The sequence below is a fragment of the Methylophaga sp. F-2 genome, assembly GCF_056859315.1.
Genome location: NZ_JBSXOF010000015.1, coordinates 207,310 through 232,058 on the forward strand (window position 1 = coordinate 207,310; position 24,749 = coordinate 232,058).

21 protein-coding genes are annotated in these 24,749 nt (G+C 45.2%); 10 read left to right on the forward strand and 11 right to left on the reverse strand.

The features are described 5' to 3' along the window. The first annotated feature begins 66 nt into the window (after positions 1–66). Positions 67–987, forward strand: a complete 921-nt coding sequence (locus tag AC13DA_RS03375) for a mechanosensitive ion channel family protein (protein ID WP_273179084.1) — start codon at positions 67–69, stop codon at positions 985–987. Here AC13DA_RS03375 and AC13DA_RS03380 read toward each other — a convergent pair. Next, positions 969–2,063, reverse strand: a complete 1,095-nt coding sequence (locus tag AC13DA_RS03380; protein WP_284451331.1) for a WG repeat-containing protein — start codon at positions 2,061–2,063, stop codon at positions 969–971. The genes AC13DA_RS03375 and AC13DA_RS03380 overlap by 19 nt on opposite strands. A gap of 141 nt (positions 2,064–2,204) precedes the next feature. Between AC13DA_RS03380 and AC13DA_RS03385 the strand changes: the two genes are divergently transcribed. Further along, on the forward strand, positions 2,205–3,080 hold the full coding sequence (locus AC13DA_RS03385; protein WP_007144318.1) for an alpha/beta hydrolase: 876 nt from the start codon (positions 2,205–2,207) through the stop codon (positions 3,078–3,080). Here AC13DA_RS03385 and AC13DA_RS03390 read toward each other — a convergent pair. The 4 genes from AC13DA_RS03390 to AC13DA_RS03405 form a co-directional block, all read right to left on the reverse strand. Then, positions 3,067–3,534, reverse strand: a complete 468-nt coding sequence (locus AC13DA_RS03390; RefSeq protein ID WP_284451330.1) for a hypothetical protein — start codon at positions 3,532–3,534, stop codon at positions 3,067–3,069. The genes AC13DA_RS03385 and AC13DA_RS03390 overlap by 14 nt on opposite strands. A 2-nt stretch (positions 3,535–3,536) precedes the next feature. Beyond that, entirely contained in the window at positions 3,537–4,988 is a 1,452-nt protein-coding gene (locus tag AC13DA_RS03395) for an aldehyde dehydrogenase family protein (RefSeq protein WP_284451329.1), read from the reverse strand. 12 nt (positions 4,989–5,000) lie between these two features. After that, complete coding sequence (locus AC13DA_RS03400; protein ID WP_007144321.1) at positions 5,001–6,641, reverse strand: acetolactate synthase large subunit; 1,641 nt, start codon at positions 6,639–6,641, stop codon at positions 5,001–5,003. Between the two features lie 80 nt (positions 6,642–6,721). Next, positions 6,722–7,492, reverse strand: coding sequence for a flagellar motor protein MotB (locus tag AC13DA_RS03405; protein WP_007144322.1), 771 nt, complete (start codon positions 7,490–7,492; stop codon positions 6,722–6,724). 288 nt (positions 7,493–7,780) lie between these two features. Here AC13DA_RS03405 and AC13DA_RS03410 point away from each other — a divergent pair, with 288 nt between their 5' ends. Further along, positions 7,781–11,122 carry an EAL domain-containing protein gene (locus AC13DA_RS03410; protein WP_284451328.1) on the forward strand — a complete coding sequence of 1,114 codons (3,342 nt, stop codon included), beginning with the start codon at positions 7,781–7,783 and terminating at the stop codon, positions 11,120–11,122. A 51-nt stretch (positions 11,123–11,173) separates the two neighbouring features. Beyond that, positions 11,174–11,722, forward strand: a complete 549-nt coding sequence (locus AC13DA_RS03415; protein ID WP_284451327.1) for a Slp family lipoprotein — start codon at positions 11,174–11,176, stop codon at positions 11,720–11,722. Positions 11,723–11,724: 2 nt separating this feature from the next. Here the strand turns inward: AC13DA_RS03415 and oadA are convergent, their stop codons facing one another. Continuing rightward, positions 11,725–13,527 carry a sodium-extruding oxaloacetate decarboxylase subunit alpha gene (gene oadA, locus AC13DA_RS03420; RefSeq protein ID WP_284451326.1) on the reverse strand — a complete coding sequence of 601 codons (1,803 nt, stop codon included), beginning with the start codon at positions 13,525–13,527 and terminating at the stop codon, positions 11,725–11,727. Positions 13,528–13,551: 24 nt separating this feature from the next. After that, positions 13,552–14,967 (reverse strand): acetyl-CoA carboxylase biotin carboxylase subunit, encoded by a 1,416-nt coding sequence (locus tag AC13DA_RS03425; protein ID WP_007144326.1) that lies wholly within the window; start codon positions 14,965–14,967, stop codon positions 13,552–13,554. A 116-nt stretch (positions 14,968–15,083) separates the two neighbouring features. Between AC13DA_RS03425 and AC13DA_RS03430 the strand changes: the two genes are divergently transcribed. Further along, positions 15,084–16,034: a LysR family transcriptional regulator gene (locus tag AC13DA_RS03430; RefSeq protein ID WP_284451325.1), complete on the forward strand. Its 951-nt coding sequence runs from the start codon at positions 15,084–15,086 to the stop codon at positions 16,032–16,034. Here the strand turns inward: AC13DA_RS03430 and AC13DA_RS03435 are convergent. Beyond that, a complete protein-coding gene (locus AC13DA_RS03435; protein WP_284451324.1) occupies positions 16,031–16,645 on the reverse strand; it encodes a GTP cyclohydrolase II in 615 nt (204 codons plus the stop codon). The genes AC13DA_RS03430 and AC13DA_RS03435 overlap by 4 nt on opposite strands. 264 nt (positions 16,646–16,909) lie before the next feature. On the opposite strand from AC13DA_RS03435, the gene mgtE reads away from it, so the two are divergent. The 3 genes from mgtE to AC13DA_RS03450 all read left to right on the forward strand — a co-directional run bounded on the left by mgtE (position 16,910) and on the right by AC13DA_RS03450 (position 19,558). Continuing rightward, a complete protein-coding gene (mgtE, locus tag AC13DA_RS03440) occupies positions 16,910–18,340 on the forward strand; it encodes a magnesium transporter (RefSeq protein WP_284451323.1) in 1,431 nt (476 codons plus the stop codon). Between the two features lie 129 nt (positions 18,341–18,469). Continuing rightward, positions 18,470–18,541: a pyrroloquinoline quinone precursor peptide PqqA gene (gene pqqA, locus AC13DA_RS03445; RefSeq protein WP_081443609.1), complete on the forward strand. Its 72-nt coding sequence runs from the start codon at positions 18,470–18,472 to the stop codon at positions 18,539–18,541. Positions 18,542–18,694: 153 nt separating this feature from the next. Next, on the forward strand, positions 18,695–19,558 hold the full coding sequence (locus AC13DA_RS03450; RefSeq protein WP_284451322.1) for an MOSC domain-containing protein: 864 nt from the start codon (positions 18,695–18,697) through the stop codon (positions 19,556–19,558). A gap of 16 nt (positions 19,559–19,574) precedes the next feature. Here AC13DA_RS03450 and AC13DA_RS03455 read toward each other — a convergent pair whose 3' ends face one another. The 3 genes from AC13DA_RS03455 to AC13DA_RS03465 are packed head-to-tail and all read right to left on the reverse strand — an operon-like array spanning position 19,575 to position 22,045. Then, the gene (locus AC13DA_RS03455; RefSeq protein ID WP_284451321.1) at positions 19,575–20,351 is read right to left on the reverse strand and encodes a ferredoxin--NADP reductase; all 777 of its coding nucleotides are present in this window, start codon (positions 20,349–20,351) and stop codon (positions 19,575–19,577) included. Positions 20,352–20,363: 12 nt separating this feature from the next. Further along, positions 20,364–21,296 (reverse strand): electron transfer flavoprotein subunit alpha/FixB family protein, encoded by a 933-nt coding sequence (locus AC13DA_RS03460; RefSeq protein WP_284451320.1) that lies wholly within the window; start codon positions 21,294–21,296, stop codon positions 20,364–20,366. Then, positions 21,293–22,045, reverse strand: coding sequence for an electron transfer flavoprotein subunit beta/FixA family protein (locus AC13DA_RS03465; RefSeq protein WP_284451319.1), 753 nt, complete (start codon positions 22,043–22,045; stop codon positions 21,293–21,295). Before AC13DA_RS03465 ends, AC13DA_RS03460 begins: the two co-directional genes overlap by 4 nt. Positions 22,046–22,148: 103 nt before the next feature. Here AC13DA_RS03465 and AC13DA_RS03470 point away from each other — a divergent pair, with 103 nt between their 5' ends. Together AC13DA_RS03470 and AC13DA_RS03475 are read left to right on the forward strand one after the other, a co-directional pair. Then, on the forward strand, positions 22,149–23,081 hold the full coding sequence (locus AC13DA_RS03470) for a LysR family transcriptional regulator (protein WP_007144334.1): 933 nt from the start codon (positions 22,149–22,151) through the stop codon (positions 23,079–23,081). Positions 23,082–23,084: 3 nt separating this feature from the next. After that, complete coding sequence (locus AC13DA_RS03475) at positions 23,085–24,740, forward strand: electron transfer flavoprotein-ubiquinone oxidoreductase (protein ID WP_284451318.1); 1,656 nt, start codon at positions 23,085–23,087, stop codon at positions 24,738–24,740. Positions 24,741–24,749: the final 9 nt, after the last annotated feature.

Here is a 24,749-nt window from a genome sequence, read left to right on the forward strand (position 1 = left end):
CGCATTCACATGTGAAATATTATCTCGGATATGACGTCTGAATTCACCTTTTTAACGGAGTAAATGATGGAATCAATAAAAACTTTTATTGAAGAGATCAGCTGGTCTGCCATTATTACTGCCAGCTTGCGAATGGTGCTTATCTTTATTATTGCCTGGGTGGCGACGTGGTTGATGAAATCGGCACTGCAGCGCTTTGAAGTAAGACTGGTCGGGAAGGCGACCGCGAGGGGCGAGTCTTCATTGGAATCCAGAAAGCGCATCGAAACCATTGTCAGATTGTTAAAACAAGCCGGCCTATTGGCAATATGGATTACTTTTTTCCTGATTATATTAAGAGAAATTGGCGTGGAAGTCGGACCGCTTATTGCCAGTGCCGGGATTGTCGGCTTGGCGATTGGCTTTGGGGCGCAAAACCTGGTGAGGGATGTGATTTCAGGCTTTTTTATGATTCTGGAAAATCAGATACGGGTCGGTGATGTGGCCGTGATTAATGGTACCGGTGGTTTAGTAGAGGCCATTAATTTCCGCACCACCGTATTACGCGATTTGGCCGGTATTGTGCACTTTTTTCCAAATGGCACGATTACCACACTAAGTAATATGACGACTGAATGGTCAGCTTATGTGTTTGATATCGGCGTGGCGTATAAAGAAAATACCGATGAGGTAATAGAAGTCATTCGGGAAGTCGCTGATGGGCTGATGGCTGACGAAGATATGAAAAACTTGATTCTTGAACCACCCGAGATTTTTGGTGTGGATAAACTCGATAATTCGGCAGTGATTATTAAGGGCAGAATCAAAACGCTGCCCATTCAACAGTGGACGGTTGGTCGAGAGTTTTTAAGACGCATCAAGCTGAGCTTTGATGAGAAAAATATTGAAATTCCATTCCCTCACAGTACGATTTATTTCGGCGAAGCCAGTAAACCATTTGACGTGAAATTGATGGAAGCAGCCGCGAATCAATCAAAAGAGACATAACCCCATTTACCCTCATGTTTGACCGGTGCCAAGCCGTTATTAAACGGTTTGGCATCATCATACTGAGGAGGAATGACCAGCTCACCACGTTGGTTGATATAACCATAATCCCAGTAATCTAAGGTGACGGCTGCCAGCCCTTCCTGAAAAGACTGGCCCCATTTATATTGAGGTTCGATAACAAGCTTGCCCGTTGCATCCAGATAGCCGACTTTTCCGGCTTTTTCTACTCTGGCCAGACCATCTCTATATGACCAGGCATTATCATAAACCGGGCTGACCAGCTCATTTCCTTGTATATCAATATAGCCATATTTGCCATTATGCATCACCACGGCTTTACCTTCACTAAAGGGCTGAGCGTGCTCATATTCTTTATCATTTAATAAAGTGCCGTCTTGAGATATAAACCTCCAGCTTTGATTGTTACTGACTAAGGCGCGCTGCTCATTAAAAGAGTAAACAGTGTCGTATTTGGGGGTAATCACCATATGACCTTGAGTGTCTACATAGCCCCAACCATCATTTGTTTTCACCGCTGCCAGGCCGCCACTAAAGCGCTTTGTGTCACGAAATTTTGCCTGAACAACCCATCTGCCTTGTTCATCAATAAATCCCCAGGAGCCATATTGTTTCACAGCGGCTTTGCCTTCCTGAAAGATGTCAGCTTTATCAAACCGGGTAGAGATCACCCACTCACCTTTTGTATTAATGAATCCCCACTTATCTTCTTCTAATGCAGCTGCTAAGCCTTCATTAAAAGAGGTTAGTTTCTTAAATATGGCAGGAATGACTATCTGACCACTGGTATCAATAAAACCCCAGCGCTGATCAATGCGGATTGGCGCAAGTCCCTCATTAAACGCTTTTATTTCAGTGTGTTTTTGAGGCGGCAGAATAAATTCACCAACCGTGTTGATAAGACCAACATAAGGTATGCCTTGTTTATTCTGTACAACAATAGCGGTGTCTTGATAGAAGGGGCTAACGGCATCAAAGTCATAATTAATGACTATCTTATTTGCCATGGCAGCAGAGAATGGCATGAGAGAGAAAGTCAGAAGGATTTTAATCATAAAACGTTTCATCATCATCACCTTTGACGTTGATTGTTAACTTGAGTCTCTGCCGCTTAACGTGAATTTCACGTGAACCTAATAACAATATAAATCAAAGGTTTATTTTATATTTGTAGGGCTTTCAGAAATGGGTTGTCGATGTTAATCAGAGGGCGTTATTGGCAGGTTTTTCAACGGACAGTGACGGCACTGATGGTATCGCTATGTAATGCTTGTTCACCCGTGACGGTATTAAATGCACTGGTACCAGAAGATGGTTATCAAAAAATAGCGGACCAGGCTTATGGTACGAGCCAAAGACAAAAGCTGGATATTTATCTGCCTGGAGCAGCTACATTCAAACAACCACTGAAGACAATCGTATTCTTTTACGGTGGCAGTTGGGACTCAGGTGATAAAGCTGATTATAAGTTTGTTGCAGAAGCGCTGACATCTGCTGGCTATATTGTCATCATTCCTGATTATCGTTTGTATCCTGAAGTGGTCTTCCCTGAATTTGTCGATGATGCCGCACGGTCGATGGCTTGGGTGTTTGAACATATTCGTGACTACGGTGGTGACAAACAACAGGTATTTATTGCCGGGCATTCGGCCGGGGCACATATTGCAGCATTATTAAGCTTGAATGCATCATATTTGGCTAACTACGGTTATAAGCCAACAGATATTCAAGGCATGATTGGTTTGGCCGGGCCCTATGATTTCTTGCCTTTAAAGAGTCAGCGCTTGAAGCATATCTTTGGCCCTGAACCAGAGCGCTGGCAAAGTCAGCCGATTCAGTTTGTGGATGGTGAAAACCCGCCAATGTTACTGATGGTAGGTAACAAGGACCACACGGTGTTACCCAGGAACAGTATTAATCTGGCTGCAGAGATTAAGCGGAAAAACGGTCCGGTTCAGCTTGTCGAGTTTGAAGCGCTAAATCACGTAGCCATGGTTTCTCATCTGGCTAAACCTTTAAGAGGCGATGATAAGCTCAGGCAAACCATTATTGAATTTATTAATCAGTTTTAGGCGTAGGGGCGGGTAATAAAGGTAATTGGCTAAAAGCAGGACAGATCGTGATGCTCAGCCCTGAATCAATTTGATGCTTACCTTCCACTGCAAATAAGGGATAAGACTGACCTGCTGAAAGCTGTGTTGCCGGTAACGTCAATAAGATCTGTTTATTATTAATGGCCATGGTTTCTATAGGCAGCCAATCATCACCAGACTTGAGTAGCCATTTTTTTTCTTGACTATCCACCGTTCCAGATAAGGTCACTGTTTCGGTTGTTCTGACGCAGCCCGAGGGTGATAGGGTCAATGATGAGGATTTTTCAGGATTTAGCGATGTAAAACGATTTACGCTAGGTTTTGTTACGGCTCTAACGTCAGTGTCAGCATTCGCTTTTGATACAAACATTAGCAGAGAGGCCAAGAAAAAAGGCACTGTTAAAAACAGTGCCTTGTACTGTAAATTCATCATATTCAGGCAGAAATACCTTTTGATGTCATCACAATCATCTTTTCAACCTGCATATCTTCCATCGTGTAAGGAATACCGCCTGTACCTAAGCCAGAGTGTTTTAAACCGGCAAAAGGCATCCAGTCGACACGAAATGCGGTGTGTTCATTTATCATCACAGCCGACGCATCAAGCTTGTCAGCCACATACATCGCCGCATTTAACTCGCGACTGTATACCGAGGCCTGGAAGGCAAAGGGCAGACTGTTAGCCGCCGCCAGAGCCTCATCAACATCATCAAATGGATACACATTGACGACAGGGCCAAACACTTCAGATGTGGTGACTTTGGCATTCGCTGGTGGGTTGAATAACACCGTAGGTGCGTAACAGTTATCAGCTAATGCTTTCCCGCCACACAGACATTCAGCACCGGCACGAATGGCTTCCTTCACCCAATCATCAATCCGGGTTAGCTCAGATTTTTTGATAATTGGGCCCACTTCCGTATCGGCTGATACCGGATCACCCACTTTAAGCTGTTTGGCCGCTTCCGCTAATTTTTCTGCCAATTGTCTGGCAATAGAGCGATGAGCATAGATCCGTTGTACAGAGACACATACCTGGCCTGCATGATAAAAACTGCCTTTACTTAGACCGGGAATAGCCGCTTCAATGTCAGCATCTTTAGTCACAATAACCGGAGCCACACCACCGTGCTCCAATGCACAACGTGTGCCCGGGGCGAGTTTTGAGCGTAAATACCAGCCCACTTTAGCGCTACCAATAAAGCTCAGAAAAGCCACACGGTCATCCGTCACTAAATGTTCTGTATCTTCATGGCTTTCGGTGAGTAAAGCCTGACACCAGCCCTCTGGCAAACCGGCTTTATGGAATATTTCCACCAGGCGGAAACAGGATAAAGGTGTTTTTTCGGCAGGTTTTACAATGACCGGGCAACCTGTAGCAATCGCCGGACCGACCTGATGAGCGATAAGATTAAGTGGATGATTAAATGCGCTGATGGCAACCACCACACCAATCGGTTCTTTACGTATTGTGGTTAAACGGTGTTGTGAGGCTGGATTAATACCCATGGGAATCGTATGCGGTGCATCATTTCGCAAGCCATCAATACAGGCACGAATACTATCAATACAGCGATTCATTTCGACCTGAGAATCAATAAGGGGTTTACCACCTTCTTCAGCCGCACCGACAGCGAGACTGTCTGCCTCTGCTTTCATCATCTCAACGGCTTTTTCGAGAATGGCAATACGTTCAACAACCGTAAGCCACTGTGATCGGTCTTTAAATAGCGAATGTGCGGTGGTTAAGGCTTTATCAATATCCGCTTTATTCGCTTGATCGACAGTGCCGAGTAATTGTTCATTAAAGGGCGAGAAGACTTCCGCCCGGGAAGCATCCGTTTTTGATAAACCAGCGATCTTCAACGGAAAATGGGGCGTGGTCATTATATAAGCTCCTTATAAAATACAGATTTTTTGTTTCAGGCCTTCACTAAGGATGGAGTAATTCAGCGAGTAATCAACAGCCAGATCAATCAGGTGAACCCCTTTGGCATTGAGAGCGTAATCAAGGGTTTTGACGAACTCGGCATGACTGGTGGGTCTGTGACCAATCGCGCCATAGCTATCGGCATATTTGACAAAATCGGGGTTATTAAAGTTAAGGCCATAATCTTCAAAGCCCATACCTTCTTGTTTCCACTTGATCATGCCATAGGCGTTGTCGTTGAAAATCAACACGACCAAATCAAGGCCCAGTCTGACAGCGGTTTCCATTTCTTGTGAATTCATCATAAAACCGCCATCACCACAGACAGCCATGACTTTATGATCCGGATTCAGCATTTTCGCCATCATCGCGGTGGATAGTCCTGCTCCCATTGTGGCGAGGGCGTTGTCCAGCAGCAGTGAATTGTAGTAATAGCTCGGATAGTTTCGAGCAAACCAGATTTTGTACACGCCATTATCCAAGGCGAGAATATCTTCTTCACCCATGGCTTCACGAATAATGCGTACTGCACTCTGCGGCAGGATAGGGAAGCGTTCATCATCGCTGTATTTGGACAGCCGTTCATTTACTTCTTGTTTTACTCTGTAGTAATACGAAAAGTCCCAATGTGGTTGAACTGTTAAACCCGTACGCAGACGATTAATGGAGGTGGCGATATCACCGACTACATCGAGTTGCGGGAAGTAGACAGGATCAATTTCAGCGGCATGGAAATTAATATGAATGACTTGAGCGCCGCCATCTTTCATGAAGAAAGGCGGTTTTTCTACTTCATCGTGACCCACATTAATAATCAGATCCGCTCGTTCAATAGCACAGTGTAAGAAGTCCGATTCTGACAACGCAGCGGTACCCAGATAGCTATCATGCCGCTCATCAATCACGCCTTTGCCCAGTTGCGTGTTGAAAAAGGGAATACCGGTATGTTCGACAAATTTTGTTAAAGCAGCACTGGCTCGTTTACGGTTGGCTCCGGCACCGATTAGTAGTAGAGGCATTGACGCCTCTTCAATCATTTTCAAAGCATGTTGAATCGTGCGGTTATCGGCGTCCGGACGGCGGATAGTTTCAACCGTGTATATACGCTGATGAGCTTCTTCCGCAGCAATGTCCTCCGGAAGTTCAATATGAACTGCGCCGGGTCGTTCTTCGACGGCGATACGGAAAGCCTCACGAACAGTGGCGGCGATAGTGCTGCCATGCACGACTTGTTTGGTGAACTTAGTGATCGGGCGCAGCATATTGACCACATCCACAATCTGAAACAAGGCTTGTTTGCTTTCTTTGATGGGTTTTTGCCCGGTAATGATCAACATCGGCATACCACCTAGTTGTGCATAAGCGGCAGGGGTGACCAGATTGGTTGCGCCAGGCCCAAGTGTCGATAAACATACACCAGGTTTACCAGTTAGCCGCCCGTAGTTGGCAGCCATGAATCCTGCGCCTTGTTCGTGGCGAGTAATAATCAGCCTGATAGAGGAATGCTTTAATGAATCAAGAAAATCCAGATTTTCTTCGCCGGGAATGCCGAAGATATATTCGACCCCTTCGTTTTCCAGTGCTTTGACGAGTAGGTCTGATGTTTTCATGATGCGTCCTTATCCGTTGGTTTCAGGGGGCCGATCTGTTTTCTGTTAACTTGATTATATAGTGATAATTCAGCTTACCGCTATGGGTTAATAATGCCAATTTCAACCCGACGGTTCATCGCACGCCCTTGTGAGGTCAGGTTTGACCGAATAGGTCTGGTATCGGCATACGCTTCAACTCTGAATTGTTCCGGTTGTAAGCCTTTATTACCCAATAATGCATGCACTACTGATGTTGCCCTCGCTGCGGATAACTCCCAGTTCGACCGATAATTTAAATTGCTCAGTGGGACGTTATCTGTATGTCCTGCGACTACAAAAGTAGTATTGAGTTCCGTCAGAACATCCGAGATATGAGCAATAACCGGCAATATCCCGGATTTTAAAGTTGCTTGTCCTGAGGGAAAAGAAGCATTTTCATTAATGCGAATAATGACCCGGTCATCAATAGTTTCCAGACTCAGCTGCCCTGCTGTAATCGCTTTGATGAATTTTTTCTGTAGCGTTGCCATTAGGCTATTCAATTTTGCTCTCTGATACAAATTGGCATCATGAATTTTGATGACACGTTCATCGTTCAGGCTTTCTTGGAAGATCTTAGAGAGCGGTGATGGTGTATCTGTAGGAGATGGGGAGAAGGTCTGTTTAATGATACTGGTGGCTTTGACGATCTCTTCGGGCGTATCTTTTTTTACGCCAAAAGCATTCTCCATCGAGCGAACCACGACTTTGTATTTAAGTGCGTCAATTTCAGCCATACTGAGCAGCAATACAAAAAAGCAAAGTAACAAAGTCATAAGATCAGCGAAAGTGGCTAAATAGCGAGGGATTCCACTGCTTTGTTTCTTCATATTGGGTCGGTATTGGCTCTGGTTATTCAAATCTACTCGCTTTTGTCCGACCAGTTCGCATTATCTGATACCTTTATGCTCTTTTAGGGGTATAGATATTGCTATGCGAATCAATCGTATACACGTTAATATGTTGCATTAATACGTATGTTGCAAGTGTTGTTGAGAAGCTTGCCTGTGTATAAAAGCGATAGTGGTATAAGTCACTATCGATTTTTCCCCAAGGATTGCGAGGACGCTCTTTGTGAAAAGAGCTTATATTTCATGTCGTTAAAGCGATAGCCAGTTATGTACACCAACACTTATACAAGAATGGCATTCTATAGCATACTGGCTGTGCTAGCTGTGATCTTCATCTCAGTAGCGACATTTATTAGTGAACGTTTAGATGATAATTATCGCTCTGAGCAATACGCACAGACTCAAAACTTCTTGACGGAATATCAGAACCGCCTAAGCACCGAGCTACAAACTCATATTCAACTTATTCGTGGTCTACCAAGCCTGTTTGCCGTCAATCAGCATTTAACGCAGAAACAATTTGCGGAGGCTGTCGGTTATTTGGTGAATAACGAGTCAGAAATTCGCAACATTGCTGCGGCGCCGGACATGATCATTAAGTACATGTATCCGGTGGAAGGCAATGAGCTCGCCATCGGCCTGGATTATCGTAAAGAACCTGAGCAGTTTGAGGCTGCTGACAGGGCCAGACGCACGCGTGAGCTTGTGCTGGCAGGGCCGCTTGAATTAAAGCAGGGAGGAACAGGGTTGGTGACTCGTGTACCTGTGTTCTTAAACGATGAAAATACAGGTGAAGAATATTTTTGGGGGCTCATTTCAGCAGTTATTGATGTCGATAAGTTTTTTAGTCACGTGGGTTTGAAGGATCCCATGCCGTTTAAACTGGCAATACGTGGTAAAGACAGCCTTGGTAGACAGGGTGCCGTGTTTTTTGGGGATCCGGCATTGTTTCAGCAACCGACGCTGATACAGACCCTCAAATTGCCAGAGGGAGAGTGGATACTCGCTGCCGAACCTAAAGGTGGTTGGTCAGGATTACCCCAAAATTACTGGCAGCAGGTGGTAGCGATCTATGGCATTGCTAGCATTGTTTTTTTATTGTTGGCAGCCATTATTCGCTTTGTGTTGGTGGCATCTATTGCGAACTATAAATATCGCAATCTGATTCAATCATCACCAGTGCCTTATGTGTTAATGGACAAACAACAACGAGTGACGTTTATTAACCAGGCCTTTAAAGAAACCTTCGGTTATTCGCTGGAAGATATTGAGTCTCTACCAAATTGGCGCCAATTAATTGCTCAGGTGCAGCAGCAGCGAGAAAAACTGAAGCAGGATTTCGTAACTGAAATGACTCATATCAGCAGCATGAGCAATGCCTTTGAGATAGAAATTCAGACTAAATCAGGTAAATCGCGTGTTGTGCTGGTTAGTTCTTCAGTCGTTGAAAATACCTTTGGTGATGAAACGTTACTGGTGATATATGACATCACTGTACGTAAGGAAGCGGAAGAACAGTTACGGTTTTCATCACGCGTATTCAATCAAGCACACGAAGCGATCATGATCACCGATACCAGAGGTGTGATTACCGATGTTAATCCGGCGTTTTGTAACATCACAGGTTACAGTCGTGAAGAGGCAATAGGTCATACACCTCATTTATTGAGTTCCGGTAAACATCCTCCTGAGTTTTTTCAGAACATGTGGAAATCAATAACGGAGCATGGCTATTGGCAGGGTGAGGTCTGGAACTGTAGAAAAAATGGTGAACTATATGCTGAACTGTTAACCGTCTCTTCCTTAATGGATGATGACGGTACAACGCGACATTTTGTCGGGTTGTTTTCTGATATTACTCAGGCAAAAGAACAGCAGGATATTCTTGAGCTGATGGCGCATTACGATGTGCTGACAAAACTGCCTAACCGCGTCTTGTTTGCTGATCGTTTTTCACAAGCAGTGGCACACTGCAAACGCTCTGGCAGCATGCTGGCCATCTGTTTTGTTGATTTGGATGACTTTAAACCCGTTAATGATACTTATGGTCATGATGTGGGTGACCAACTGCTGGTCGAGGTGGCTAACCGATTAAAAAGCAATGTGCGGGAAGAAGACACGATTTCACGATTTGGTGGGGATGAATTTGCCATTATTTTTCGTGATGTTGAGTCAGTCGAAGAGTGTGAAGAGATGCTGAAACGCATTCATCAGTCGATTGCTCAACCCTACCACGTGGATGATTTACGCCTGAATATCAGTGCATCAAGCGGGGTCAGTTTTTACACTCAGGAAAATGATGATCTTGATACTTTATTGCGTCATGCTGACCAAAGTATGTATCAGGCTAAATTATCTGGGCGTAATCATTATCAATTATTCAACCCGGCCGACAATCAGTTGAATATCGAAAAACAACAGCTACTACATGATATTCGCCAGGGCTTGCAAAGCAATGAATTCCGTTTGTTTTACCAGCCTAAAGTCAATATGACGACTGGCGAGGTGTTTGGTATGGAAGCCTTGATCCGCTGGCAACATCCAACGCGTGGTTTATTAACGCCGCTGAAGTTTTTACCACTGATTGCCGACAGTGAATTAGAAATTGAAATGGGGCAGTGGGTTTTGCAACAAGCGCTTCAACAACTGCAGCTATTACATCATGCTGGCTATCGCATCTCAATCAGTGTCAATATTGCTTCTTACCACTTGCAGTCGGCTTACTTTGTGGAAAATGTGGAAGCTATGCTGAATCAGTATCCGGAAATCAGCACAGACTACCTACAGCTGGAAATTGTGGAAACATCGGCATTGGGTGATATCGGTGCTATCACCAAGATCATCAGAAAATGCAGAGACTCTCTTGGTGTTTCGGTCGCTTTAGATGATTTTGGCACGGGTTATTCCTCTCTGACCCATTTACGTCATTTGAATGCGGATACCATTAAGATTGATCAGAGTTTCATTCGTGACATGCTTGATGACCCTCAGGATTACACCATTGTGGATGGTGTGACCGGACTGGCGGAAGCCTTTAATCGACAGGTTATCGCGGAAGGGGTAGAAAGTGTTGAACATGGCTTGATGCTATTGCTCATCGGCTGTGAGAATGCGCAAGGCTATGGCATTGCTAAGCCGATGCCGAGTGATGAAGTGCTTCCGTGGCTAGCACATTACCATGCTGATCCTCAGTGGCTGGCTGCGGTGGACTTGCTGCTCTCTCCCAGACAAAAAGCCTTGCGTTTTTTATCTCTGACACTGGAGCGGTGGCGAAAAGTATTTTTAAGTAATTTTGATCAAAATATTGATTCTGCCATATCAACACAATGGCCGATAATGGATATTCATTACTGTCACTGTGGTACATGGATTGAACGTGTTAGAAATCAGAATCTATTTGAAGAATCCTGGCTCGATGAACTTGCGAAAACACATCGGGAATGGCACACACTGGCTACTCAAATGCGAGAGTATGCCTTAGCTGAAAAAATGTCTGATGCTATAACTTGTGTTGAAGACTTTGAGAAGATCTATCAGCGATTATTGTTCATGATTAGCGGTATCGAGAACGATATATTTTTCATAGCAAGAGAGCCTGGTCAGAACTAACTCATCATAATTTCAGTCTCAACAGAACTTGAATGAAAAGGGTGAAACAAAATGCGGTTTTTGCTTCCAATAGTGATGTTGCTTCTCAGTGCGTGTAGTAATTTGCCTGTGGCAATAAAAGAAGCCCCTTCGCCTGATTGGCAATTGAGTCAGGTGGCTACGCAAGCAGAACAGCATAAGGGAGATAGCATTCGCTGGGGAGGACAAGTGGTGAAAGTGGAGAATAATGATAACGGCTCCACCATCCATGTCGTTCAGTTTCCACTCAACAGTTTTGGAAGACCCGATAGTGATGGTGTCAGTCAGGGCCGCTTTCTAATCCATTCAGATAGCTTTATCGACCCCTACATCTATAAAGCCGGTACATTAATCACGGTAGCGGGGATTGTTAAAAACAAAGAGACAGTCACTATCGATAAAAAATCGATGAGCTTACCGGTAGTGACGGCTACTCAATTGTATCGCTGGAGTAAGAATGATTACTCACGTGATCCTTATTGGCGAGGTCATCCGTACTATTATGACCCCTTCGCCTATGGCCCGTATTACGGGCCAGGCTTACGCCCTTCATGGCGTTATTATGATGGTTACTATTGGTAACCTTATTCGACAATCTCAATTAAGGTTTCACCGGGTGTAACGCGGTCGGCTTTTTTCACATGCAGTGCTTTGACTGTGCCAGAGATATTAGCCAGCAACTCGGTTTCCATTTTCATGGCTTCCATGACTAACAAGGCTTGGCCTGCTTCCACTTTGTCACCTTCCTGAACCAGAACATCAACAACATTGCCTGGTAGTGGTGCCGTGACATGTCCAGGATCTGTCGCTTTCTTACGACCACCGGCATTACTACCGCTATCGTTGACATACTCGTTTAAGGCCTCGAAAGTCACTTCTTCGGGCATGCCATCAATAGAAATGTAGAATTTGCGTTTACCGCCACCGACGTCACCCACACCTGTGATGGCGATATCGTAGCTTTCACCATGGACATCGACTTTAAATTCCGTGGCAATGCCTTCTTTATTATTGCTGGCTTCAGTCACCGGTAATAATGGCTCTGGTTTCAAGGTACCTTCAGCACGTTGTTGCAGGAATTCACGGCCAAGATCAGGGAACATGGCAAAAGTCAGCACATCTTCTTCAGATTTCGCTAAGTCACCGATATCGGCTCTCAGCTTATTGAGCTCAGGTGATAGTGCATCAGCGGGACGAGACTCAATGACTTCTTCGTTACCAATGGCTTTTTTCTGTAATTGGGCATTTACTGGAGCAGGTGGCTGACCGTAACCTCCTTGTAAATAACGTTTCACTTCATTGGTGATCGTTTTATAACGCTCACCGGCTAACACATTATATACCGCTTGAGTGCCCACAATTTGTGAGGTTGGGGTAACCAATGGTGGATAACCCAAATCTTCACGGACACGTGGAATCTCCGCAAATACATCACGAATCCGGTCCAATGCGTTTTGTTCTTTTAGCTGGTTGGCCAGATTTGACATCATGCCGCCAGGGACCTGATTGATCTGTACTGACACATCTTCGCCAGTGAATTCACTTTCAAACTGATGGTATTTTTTGCGAACTTCGCGGAAATAGTCAGCAATTTCGGATAACAGGTTAAGATCAAGTCCGGTATCCCAGTCTGTATTACGTAAGGCTGCCACTTGCGACTCTGTGGCTGGATGACTGGTACCGCCTGCAAATGACGAAATGGCGGTATCGATACGATCCACACCTGCTTCAATTGCTTTCAGCTGACATTGTGCTGCGAGACCTGAAGTGGCGTGAGAGTGAATGACTAACGGTAGATCGACTTCCGATTTAATTGCTTTAACTAAGTCATAGGTCGGATAAGGGGCTAATAAACCGGCCATATCTTTGATGGCAATGGAGTCTGCGCCCATGTTTTGCAGATCTTTGGCCTGTTTTACGAACAATTCAGGCGTGTGAACCGGGCTGGTGGTGTAGCTGATAGTGCCTTGAGCATGTTTACCGGCTTTTTTCACCGCTTTCATCGCGGTTTCCAGATTGCGCAGGTCATTCAGCGCATCAAAAATACGAAATACATCAATACCGTTTTCAGCCGCACGTTCGACAAAAGCACTGACCACATCGTCAGCGTAGTGACGGTAACCCAGCAGGTTTTGGCCACGTAATAACATTTGTAAACGGGTTTTAGGTAAAGCCTGTTTTAACTGTCTGAGTCTTTCCCAAGGGTCTTCTTTTAAATAACGAACACAGGCATCGAACGTCGCACCACCCCAGACTTCCAGTGACCAATAACCGACCTGATCGAGTTTGTCACAGATAGGCAGCATATCGTCAGTGCGCATACGCGTTGCGATAAGTGATTGGTGAGCATCACGCAGAATGACATCAGTAACTTCAATTTTTTTCATAAAATCTCCAGCAGTGTTTAAGGCTTACCAGCCTGCATGGGCTGCAATTGCAGTGGCCAAAGCCAGCGCCACTGCGCTGGGACGTCGTTTATTCGAATAGTTGAGTAATTCCGGATGGTTAGGCACAAAACTTGTGTCGAAATGACCAGAGCGGAAATCGGGATGATTGAGAATCTGCTTGTAATAATTCTCTGTGGTTTTAATGCCGTGCAAACGCATATCATCCAAGGCGCGTTGACCACGACTAATCGCATCTTCCCAATCCAGTGCCCAGACCACCAATTTCAGACACATGGAGTCGAAATAAGGTGGAATTTCATAACCGGTATATATTGCTGTATCAACACGTACACCCGGACCACCTGGTGCATAGTAATGCGTAATACGTCCGAAACTGGGCAGGAAATCATTTTTTGGATCTTCGGCGTTAATCCGGAACTGTAAGGCATAACCGCGATAGGCGATATCTTGCTGGCGGTAGCTTAATGGTAGACCAGATGCGATGCGCAACTGTTCACGCACAATATCAATACCAGTAATTTGTTCGGTAATGGTGTGTTCTACCTGAACGCGGGTATTCATTTCCATGAAATACACTTCATTACCGGTCAGTAAAAACTCGACGGTGCCGGCATTTTCATAATTCACTGCTTGAGCGGCTTTGACAGCAAGACCGCCGACATAATCACGTTGTTCAGGAGTGAGCTGCGGACTGGGTGCAATTTCAATCAGTTTTTGATTACGGCGTTGAATGGAACAGTCACGCTCGTATAAATGCACCACATTGCCTTCGCTATCAGCCAGGATTTGAACTTCAATATGGCGAGGGTTCACGATACATTTTTCAAGGAAGACTTCAGCCGAACCAAAAGCTTTTGTTGCTTCAGAAATGACACGTGGATATTGTTGACGCAGCTCATTGGCACTGTCACAACGGCGAATACCACGACCACCGCCGCCAGATGTGGCTTTGATCATTACCGGATACCCCACTTCTTCAGCGAGGGCTAACGCTTCGTCTAAATCAGCTAAATTGCCGTCAGAGCCGGGTGTAATAGGGACGCCGGCATCACGCATGCTGTCACGGGCTGCAGTTTTGTCACCCATCTTTTCGATGACGCTGGATTTCGGCCCAACGAAAGTGATGTTATTTTTTTCACATAAACGAGCAAATTCGGCATTTTCAGATAAAAAACCATAGCCTGGATGGATAGCATCGCAGCCCGTTTCAACCGCTAAGTTCACAATACGCAATGGGTCAAGATAACCCGCCAGTGGATCATCGCCGAGTGAATAGGACTCGTCTGCACGTTTTACATGTAAGGCATAACGATCGGGTTCGGTATAAATAGCAACTGAACGGATGCCCATCTCAGCACATGCGCGGACAATGCGCACGGCAATTTCACCACGATTGGCGATTAACACTTTTTTCAACATGAGCTACTCCAGATTGAATCTAGGAAATAGGCTAGAGTAATTCATACATAATGAAAAATTGATATAATTTTGATTAGTGATAAGTAATTACTTATGTATAAGGTTTCTTCATTTTTATGTCATTGACTTTACAGCAATTAATCAGTCGACTGTCTTTCCGTCAAATGCAGGTATTCCTGGCGGTATACCAACAACAAGGTTATGGAAAGGGGGCAGAAAGTTTAGGCCTGACTCAGCCAGCCGTCAGTTCACAAATCAAAAAGCTCGAGTCGGCATTAGGCCAGCCGTTATTTGAATATGTCGGTCGCAAGCTCTACTGCACTCGTGCGGGGGAGCGGGTTGCTGAACATATTGAAGCCATTTTTGAGCAAGTGGCGAGTCTGCAAAGTGATCTGCATAAGCTTGAGGGGAAACTGTCAGGTGAATTAAATCTGTGTGCGGTCAGTTCAGCTCAATACGCGGTGCCGCATTTATTACGCGGTTTTTTACAGCTGTATCCATCGGTAAACGTCAATCTGAATATTGTGAACCGAACTCAGGCGATTGAAAGGCTTAATGACAATAAAGAAGATTTGGTGATTATGGGGCTAGTCCCTAATGATCGATCGTTATCCTCTTTGCCTTTTCTCGATAATGAATTAATACCCGTGGTCCCTGTTCATCATCCGCTGGCGACAAAAAAAAATATCCATCCCCAGCAGTTTCTTGATGCGAAGTTACTGAGTCGTGAATCTGGGTCGGGCAATCGTCTGGCACTTGAGCAACACTGTCAGCAGCAGCGTTTATCACTCAATGTGACCATGCAGTTTGGCTCTAATGATGCATTGAAACATGCGGTTTTAGCGGGATTAGGTGTGGCAGTATTGCCGAGATTGAGTGTACTGTCAGAATTGCGTCTGGGCCAATTGGTGAGCCCGGTTATTAAAGGTTTTCCATTACGCCGCAGTTGGTGTCTGGTGTCACCGCAAGGCAAACATGCGACGCCTGTTACTCAGGCTTTTTTAGAATATATTCAGACTAACCTGAAAGAAATTCATCAATATTTTCAGTCACTTGATATTGTTTAGGGTTTAGTTAATAACTCGTCAATATTGATCTGGTGATTGGCCCGTTGAATTTTAGATTGCAGATAAAGATGGTTATGACGATTAGCAAAGACACCGGTGGGCCGGGTTCCATGCACCTGAATACCGGCATTTTCCAGTTGCTGGCGTTTATCCGGATTATTGGTCATGAGCATAATCTGATTAAGACCTAAGGCATTGAGGATGTCGGCCGCCGCCTGATAATCGCGTTCATCGACGTTATGGCCGAGTTTAAGATTGGCGGTAAAGGTGTCGTGCCCCTGTTCTTGTAAGCGATAGGCATCCAGCTTTTCATAGAGGCCAATGCCACGGCCTTCCTGACGCAGATACAATAAATAACCACCTTCTTTATTAAACAAACTTAAGGCTTCCTGCAATTGTGGTCCGCAATCGCAGCGTGCGGAACCTAATGCATCACCCGTGACGCATTCAGAATGTAATCTAACCAATGGGTGCTGTGGATCCGGACTGCCGAGTTTTAACGCAAAATGTTCTTTGCCATCTGCTAAACCTAAAAAACTATACATTTCTGCCATTGCTTCACTGCCATCAGCCAGAATGATCGGCAACTGAACTGTTGTTCGAATCGCCACGGCTGACGTGTCTCTGGAAGATCGAAAACAGTGTTTAATTCGTCTGAGCAACGCAGTGAATAGGTTAGGGTGGTTTGTGTTCACAATGTAAGGCAACGTTAAATAAAGCAATCGGTAATTTTACTGCATCTGACTCTTTTTAAGAATAATTTATTGAAATAACGGAAGGTTTTCCCGCTCTGCCATAGCCAGGACGATCATCAGATTGAAATATCTCTGACGCATACTAAGGGATCGGCAAATAAACATGATGAGGCGTGTTGCGTGCAACAAATCAAGCAAACAGAGCATATATTCCATTTAATTTATGACTTGCTGAATCGTCAGGAACTAGTAGAAACCCTGACAATGCGACAAGAGAATAAAGGCAAACAAGCTCTGGTCGAATTACTCACCGTAAAGCAATATCAAGGTGAAATTCAGCAATTATTAAATCGCTTACATCCATACGATATTGCGAACTTGCTTGAGCAATTACCGCCTGTGCAACGTTCTTTTATATGGCAGCTGCTTGATAGCGAGCATATGGGGGCCGTATTGCTCGAGTTATCCGACAGTTTACGGCAAACATTATTAGCAGAATTAAACCCGACGGATTTAATTCGGGCAGCATCACATCTTGATACCGATGAAATCGCCGATTTAATGCAAGAATTACCCGATGAAGTCGGTCATAGTGTTTTATCTTCGTTACCAGAACAGCAGCGTGAAAATGTCCAGTCCACCTTACTTTTTCCTGAAGAAAGTGTCGGTGCATGGATGGAATATGACTTTACCGTGGTATTTGATCATCAAACCTTAGATCAAGTGTTACGTGAATTACGGCAGAAAGGGAAGTTACCCGATGAGTCGGGTTTTATTCTGGTGATTAACTCGGCAGGTTTATTTCAGGGATTGTTGCTTGTCTCGGATTTATTGATCAAATCTGGTGAGTTGCGGGTGGCGGACAGTATGCTGAAACAGGTCCATATTTTCCATACCACTGACTCCGCCGATGAAGCGGCACGTGATTTTGAGCGTTATGAATTATTGGTTGCTCCGGTCATTAATGCGCATCAGAAACTGGTTGGCGTATTGCGCGTCAGCTCTTTGATGGATTTACTGGAAGAACAGTCCCAGCGTCAGTTTCTGGCTCAAGCCGGTTTATCGAAAGAAGAAAATCTGTTTGACCCGATGATGAAGTCAGCAAAAAACCGTTGGCCCTGGATTGCGCTTAATTTGGTGATTGTATTGATTGCTTCGCGTGTGATTGATCAGTTCCAGACCACCATCAGCAGTATGGTGGCGCTAGCTGCATTATTGCCAATCACGGCGAATATTGGTGGTAATACGGGTAATCAGGTGGTGGCATTAGTGATTCGTGGTCTGGCATTAAAACAACTTGATGCTAATAATCTGCGGCGTCTATATATAAAAGAGTTTTCCGTGGCTGCTGTTAACGGTTTGATATGGGGAAGTCTGACCGGATTGTTAACCTTATTTTTGTATCACAACCTGGGTTTAGCTTTTGTGATGATGCTAGCGATGTCATGTACGATGGTGTTGGCGGCATTAATTGGGGTCAGTATTCCATTGATTTTAAAAAAGCTGAAACAGGATCCGGTGCTCGGCAGCAGCATTATTACCACCGGAATGACCGATACTCTGGGGTTTCTGATATTTCTAAGCCTGGCTTCTTTGCTTTTACCGACGTGAATGAAAGGTGGATATTTTATCTGCACTCAGGAAAATCCTGAGTGATCAAAAGAAAAATACGCTATTGCGATTTGTTACAGGCTCGTAACATAGGAACCGTACTAACAAACACAAAGCGAGGTGATTATCATGTGGACTAAACCAGAATATTCAGACATGCGTTTCGGTTTCGAAGTAACTATGTACATCTGCAACAGATAATAGTTTCTCAAATCGAGAGCAAAAAAGCCCCACTAGTTGGGGCTTTTTTTATGCCTGCAGAAAAATTATCTACGTAAATTTCCTGATATACATGAATTCAGATAGACCCTAAGCTGAGCATCAGTTTCTGCATGATGAAGACAGGGTGGTTTTATGCTCAAGGTTGGCACAGTCAAACAAATCTGGCGGTATCCGGTCAAAGGGATGGCGGGAGAACAGCTTGAACAAGGTTATTTAGGCGAAAATGGTTTAACCGGTGATCGTATCTGGGCATTGCAGGATACACAGCGACAGGAAATTCAAAGTTGTAAGTTTCGGCCTCAATTATTGCGTTGCAGTGCGAAGTGCCGGCGTGGTGATGCGACCAGACCCGACGATCAGGTCGATATTACTTTTCCTGACGGCGCAGTGATTGGCAGTGATGAGCCGCAGGTGAATCAGTTGCTGACTCTGTTGACCGGGTTTGATTCTACTCTGCAGCCGCTTAAACCCATTGAAGAACAGGATTTCTACAAACGTTATAAACAAGACGATCACACCTGGCTGGAAGAGTTAAAAGCCACGTTTGATCGAGAGCCGGGAGAAGCTTTACCAGATTTGGATAACTTGCCAGAACAAGCCCAGGAATATGTGTCCTTGCCCGGCACATTTTTCTTAGTCACGCCTTTTCATCTGCTCACTACGGCCACACTGGATTATATGAAACAGCTTAAGCCAGAGTCTGATTGGGCTGTGGAACGCTTTCGTCCCAATATTGTTATTGAAACCTTACCGGGGATGGAAGGCTTGGTTGAACAGGCCTGGTTAGATAAAACGATTCAGATTGGTCAGACTTATGTGCAATGTTGTGGCACAACACCACGTTGTGGGGCGATCACCCGACAACAGCGCCATATTCCCATAGATACTGGCATGCTTCGGACCATTGTGAAGCAGGCTGATCAGAATCTGGGCGTTTATGGCGTGATTGCTGAAGCCGGTGTAATCCAGATTGGTGATGAGGTTTTCGTTAAATGATGCGCTTCACCGCCCATCATTTTTCAACAAAAGCACGCTCAATTACATAGTCGCCAGGCACACCGATACGAGGGGAAACCACAAATCCTCTTTCATCTAGTAATGCCGCAGTGTCATTTAACATTTGTGGGCTACCGCAGATCATCGCTCTGTCGTGGGCAGGATCAAGCGGCGGTAAGCCAATATCTTCAAATAGTTTGCCACTGGTAATCAGATCCGTCAGTCGCCCCTCATTTCGGAAGGGTTCACGTGTCACGGTGGGATAATAGATCAATTTCTCTCTGACCAGCTCACCAAAGAATTCATTCTCAGGTAATTCTTTTTCAATAAAGTCGGCATAGGCCAGCTCACTAAGATAACGCACCCCATGTACCAGAATAATTTTTTCAAAGCGGTCATAGGCTTCAATATCCTGAATCACGCTGAGAAAAGGTGCGAGTCCGGTGCCGGTTGAAAACAAATACAGGTTTTTACCCGGTTTGAGATCATGAATCACCAAGGTGCCGGTCGGTTTTTTACTGACCAGCACTTCATCACCGACCTTTAAATGTTGCAGGCGTGAGGTGAGTGGTCCGTTGGGGACTTTGATGCTGAAAAATTCTAGATTTTCATCATAATTCGGGCTGGCAATACTGTAAGCACGGACTAATGGCTTATTGTCGACCTCAAGGCCAATCATCACAAATTGACCATTTTCAAAACGCAGACCCGGATCACGGGTAGTTTTGAAGCTAAACAGATTGTCATCCCAGTGATGTACGCTTAATACGCGTTCGCTTGCAAATGTACTCATCGTTATCTCTTTTTATGAAAGGGCATTGGTTAAAGTCGGCACGGCATCAAACAAATCAGCGACCAAACCGTAGTCAGCCACTTGGAAAATCGGTGCGTCAGGATCCTGGTTGATGGCAACCACAATCCGGCTGTCTTTCATACCGGCCGTGTGTTGCACCGCACCAGATACGCCGACAGCAAAATACAGTTCAGGCGCTACAGTCACACCTGTTTGACCGACCTGAATTTCATTCGGTGCATAACCGGCATCTACCGCTGCTCTGGTTGCGCCCAGTGCCGCACCGAGTTTTTCAGCCAATGGATTAAGCAAGGCATCAAATTTTTCTGCACTGCCTAATGAGCGTCCGCCTGATACCACCACTTTGGCAGAGTTCAGAGCAGGTCTGTCTGACTTAATACGTGACTCGCTGATCCAGCGTGTTTTAGTGAAAGGCGCTACTGCTGTAATAGTCGTTATTTCAGCCTGACCATTTAATTCAGCCGCGGCAAACTTGCTGCCACGCACTGTCAGAATTTGGCGTGTATCACCACTTTGTATAGTGGTGTGTACATTACCTGCGTAGATAGCACGCAGGTAACGATTGTCAGATTGAATGTCCAATACATCGGATATCATCGCTACATCATTGAGTGCCGCTACTCGAGGTAAAACATTGCGACTAAATGAAGAATGGGCAGCAATAAGGACCTGATAATCAGTGATTATCGAGTTAATCTGATTGCTGACATCTTCTGCGATCGGATGGGCAAACTGCTGCGCATCGACATGTAATACTCGACTGACGCCATGAATCGTGGCGGCCTGTTCAGCAATCTTTTCAGATTGGTGGCCTAAAACTAACAGGTGAACCGGCTGTCCCCAAGATTGAGCTGCAGTCACAGCATGACGAACGTCGTTATGTAGTTGCTGACCATTATGTTCTGCTAAGACTAATGTGCTCATAGTTCAATTCCTTCTTTTGCGCGTAGTTGCTGCAATAAAGCATCCACACTATCGACTTTGACGCCAGGCTTACGTGCGGGTGGTTCCGCCACCTGTAATAAAGACAATCTGGTGCTGAGATTCGATACCAGATCTGCTGCCACGAGTGTTTCAATGGGTTTTTTCCTCGCCTGCATCAGGTTCGGTAATTTGACGAAACGGGGATCATTCAAGCGTAAGTCAGCAGTGACCACCGCCGGCAACTGCAAGGCCAGTGTTTCCGTACCGCCATCTACTTCACGGGTGACGATGGCTTCATTAGCTTCAATGTCTAAAGCCGAGGCGAACGTGCCCTGAGGGTAATTCAATAATGCGGCAAGCATTTGCCCTGCCTGCCCGGCATCATCGTCAACGGCTTGTTTGCCGAGAATAATAAGGTCTGGCTGTTCCTGTTCTACAACGCCTTTTAATAGTTTGGCGACTTCCAGCGATTGCACTTCAGTCTCATGTTCGACTAAGACGGCACGATCTACCCCCATCGCCAGTGCATGGCGAAGCACATCCTGATTAGCGGCTGAGCCTATCGATACAGCAACAATCTCAGTGGCTTTTCCCTGTTCTTTCAGGCGAATAGCTTGTTCAATCGCATTTTCATCAAAGGGATTGGCACTCATTTTGACGCCGTCGATATCCACATTGGAACCATCGGCTTTGATGCCGACCTTGATGTTGTAATCCACTACACGTTTTATCGCGACTAAAATTTTCATCACATTTCCTCTTAAGGTTTGCTGAGCATTTTATAGTGGCGTACAATATTTGTTAAATTGATTATTTAGATATTATCTATCTAATAAATAGATATGAAAAAACATGAAATTCAGTCTAAGACAACTTGAAATTTTTGTTGCCGTCAGTCGAACAGGCAGTGTGTCCAAAGCGGCTCAGGCCGTGTTTCTTTCACAGTCTGCAGCAAGTACGGCGCTGGCGGAATTTGAGAAACAATATAATGTGCAACTGTTTGACCGGGTCGGTAAGTCCTTACGAATTAACCAGGCGGGTCAGCAATTGTTACCGCATGCCGTGGAGTTATTAGACCGCGCCCAGGAGATTCATAACCTGATGGAAGGTCATGCCGGTTACGGTCTGATGAAAATCGGCGCGACACTGACCATTGGCAATTATTTGGCGACGTTGTTGGTCGCTGAGTTTTTACATGAGCATGACGATAGCCGTATTGAGCTGCAGGTTCACAACACCAAAACTATCATTGAACAGATTGCTAATCATGAACTTGATCTTGGTCTGATCGAAGGCGGCTGTCATCATCCGGATATTGAGGTGGAAACCTGGATTGCTGATGAATTAGTGGTGTTTTGTGCTCCGCAGCATCCGCTGGCAACTAAGAAGAAAGTGACTATGCAGCAGTTGCTGGCCGAGCCGTGGATTTTACGGGAGAAAGGGTCGGGCACCCGGGAGACCTTTGATCGTGCTTTTCATAATTATCATTCTCAGCTCAATATTCGTCTGGAGCTGGAGCATACCGAAGCGGTGAAACGTACGGTTGAATCGGGGTTAGGCATCGGCTGTATTTCTCGTTTGGCATTAAAAGATGCTTTCCGCCGTGGCAGTTTAGTGCCGGTGAATACACCCGCCTTAGATTTGGGGCGCTACTTTTATTTTCTCTGGCATAAGCAGAAATATCAGACCACCGGCATGCGTGAGTTTTTGGCTTTATGTAAATCGATTACCGCCGATGTCTCTCGTAGTGACGAGGTTAATTTAACGCGAATAATTAAGGAATAAATCATGCAACGCGATGTAATGAATTATGACTTATTGATTGTCGGGGCTGGGCCAGCAGGGCTGGCTGCGGCTATCCGGTTTAAACAATTAGCCAATGATGCAGGAAAAGAGCTCAGCGTCTGTGTGTTGGAAAAAGCGGCAGAAGTCGGTGCACAAATTGTGTCTGGCGCGGTGATTGATCCCATCGCTTTAAATGAGCTGATACCGGATTGGAAAGAAAAGGGCGCACCATTAAAAACACCAGTAAGCGATGATAAGTTTCAGTTTATGACGGGCAATAAAGCCTGGACGATTCCCCACTGGCTGATGCCGCCCTTGATGAAAAATAATGGTAACTATATTGGTAGTCTGGGTGAACTATGCAGTTGGTTAGCCGTGCAGGCTGAACAGCTTGGTGTGGAAATCTATGCCGGGTTTTCTGCACAAGAAGCCTTATATGATGAGGCAGGTAATCTGATTGGCGTCATTACCGGGGACATGGGTAGAGATGCCCAGGGTCAAGAAACAGCACAGTTTGTTGCCGGCATTGAAATTCAGGCGCCTTTTACTTTTATTGCAGAGGGAGCCAGAGGGTCGCTGGCCCGTCAGTTAGAGTCACATTTCAAGTTGCGAGATGAAAACCGACCAGCCAAGTTCGGCTTAGGCATAAAAGAAATCTGGCGTATTCCAGAGCAGCAACACCAGCCAGGTTATGTGAGTCATAGTTTTGGTTGGCCATTATCTGACGATACCGGCGGTGGGGCATTTGTGTATCACTACGGTGAGCAATTAGTGTCTATCGGGATGGTGGTGCATTTAGATTACAGCAACCCTTACCTGTCTCCTTTTGAAGAATTTCAACGGTTTAAAACTCATCCGGAGATACGGTCGATGTTAACGGGTGGTAAGCGTCTTAGTTATGGTGCCAGAGCGATTAGTGAAGGTGGTTTGCAATCTCTGCCCGATCTGATTTTTCCGGGTGGTGCATTTATTGGCTGCAGTGCGGGTATGGTGAATGTAGCCAAGATTAAAGGCAGCCATAATGCGATGAAATCAGGCATGTTAGCGGCAGAAGCCGCTTTTGATTATTTTGCTGCCGAGAGTGAGGGTGGTAAGCATTTACTTATGGAATATCCCATTAAGTTAAATGACTCATGGGTTTGGAAAGAGCTGGAAAAGGTACGCAACTTTAAACCATTATTGTCACGGTTTGGTAATTTGGTAGGTGGCGCATTGGCTGGCGTTGAGCTGTGGTTAAGCGCTTTACATATTAAGTTTCCATGGACCTTAAACCATCAGCAAGCCGACCACGACAGTCTTAAGCCAAAAAGCCAGGCGGAAAAAATTGACTACCCGAAACCGGATGGTGAACTGACCTTTGATCGGCTGTCGTCAATCGACTTAAGCAATATTGTTCATGATGATAATCAACCTTGCCATCTGCAGTTAAAAGACAAAACGGTACCGATCACGATTAACCTCACTAACTATGATGCACCAGAGCAACGTTATTGCCCGGCTGGGGTGTATGAAATTATCGAGCAGGCAGGTGAACCCTCATTACAGATCAATGCTCAGAACTGCATACACTGCAAAACCTGTGATATCAAAGATCCAACCCAGAATATTGTCTGGGTGCCACCAGAAGGTGGTAGTGGGCCAGTATATAAAGCCATGTAAGGGTGATAC

Bases quoted from the DNA above. Each gene is read 5' to 3' on its own strand.
- AC13DA_RS03375 (WP_273179084.1), top strand. From the start codon at position 67: ATGGAATCAATAAAAACTTTTATTGAAGAGATCAGCTGGTCTGCCATT.
- AC13DA_RS03380 (WP_284451331.1), bottom strand. From the start codon at position 2,063: ATGATTAAAATCCTTCTGACTTTCTCTCTCATGCCATTCTCTGCTGCC.
- AC13DA_RS03385 (WP_007144318.1), top strand. From the start codon at position 2,205: ATGTTAATCAGAGGGCGTTATTGGCAGGTTTTTCAACGGACAGTGACG.
- AC13DA_RS03390 (WP_284451330.1), bottom strand. From the start codon at position 3,534: ATGATGAATTTACAGTACAAGGCACTGTTTTTAACAGTGCCTTTTTTC.
- AC13DA_RS03395 (WP_284451329.1), bottom strand. From the start codon at position 4,988: ATGACCACGCCCCATTTTCCGTTGAAGATCGCTGGTTTATCAAAAACG.
- AC13DA_RS03400 (WP_007144321.1), bottom strand. From the start codon at position 6,641: ATGAAAACATCAGACCTACTCGTCAAAGCACTGGAAAACGAAGGGGTC.
- AC13DA_RS03405 (WP_007144322.1), bottom strand. From the start codon at position 7,492: ATGAAGAAACAAAGCAGTGGAATCCCTCGCTATTTAGCCACTTTCGCT.
- AC13DA_RS03410 (WP_284451328.1), top strand. From the start codon at position 7,781: ATGTACACCAACACTTATACAAGAATGGCATTCTATAGCATACTGGCT.
- AC13DA_RS03415 (WP_284451327.1), top strand. From the start codon at position 11,174: ATGCGGTTTTTGCTTCCAATAGTGATGTTGCTTCTCAGTGCGTGTAGT.
- oadA (WP_284451326.1), bottom strand. From the start codon at position 13,527: ATGAAAAAAATTGAAGTTACTGATGTCATTCTGCGTGATGCTCACCAA.
- AC13DA_RS03425 (WP_007144326.1), bottom strand. From the start codon at position 14,967: ATGTTGAAAAAAGTGTTAATCGCCAATCGTGGTGAAATTGCCGTGCGC.
- AC13DA_RS03430 (WP_284451325.1), top strand. From the start codon at position 15,084: ATGTCATTGACTTTACAGCAATTAATCAGTCGACTGTCTTTCCGTCAA.
- AC13DA_RS03450 (WP_284451322.1), top strand. From the start codon at position 18,695: ATGCTCAAGGTTGGCACAGTCAAACAAATCTGGCGGTATCCGGTCAAA.
- AC13DA_RS03455 (WP_284451321.1), bottom strand. From the start codon at position 20,351: ATGAGTACATTTGCAAGCGAACGCGTATTAAGCGTACATCACTGGGAT.
- AC13DA_RS03460 (WP_284451320.1), bottom strand. From the start codon at position 21,296: ATGAGCACATTAGTCTTAGCAGAACATAATGGTCAGCAACTACATAAC.
- AC13DA_RS03465 (WP_284451319.1), bottom strand. From the start codon at position 22,045: ATGAAAATTTTAGTCGCGATAAAACGTGTAGTGGATTACAACATCAAG.
- AC13DA_RS03470 (WP_007144334.1), top strand. From the start codon at position 22,149: ATGAAATTCAGTCTAAGACAACTTGAAATTTTTGTTGCCGTCAGTCGA.
- AC13DA_RS03475 (WP_284451318.1), top strand. From the start codon at position 23,085: ATGCAACGCGATGTAATGAATTATGACTTATTGATTGTCGGGGCTGGG.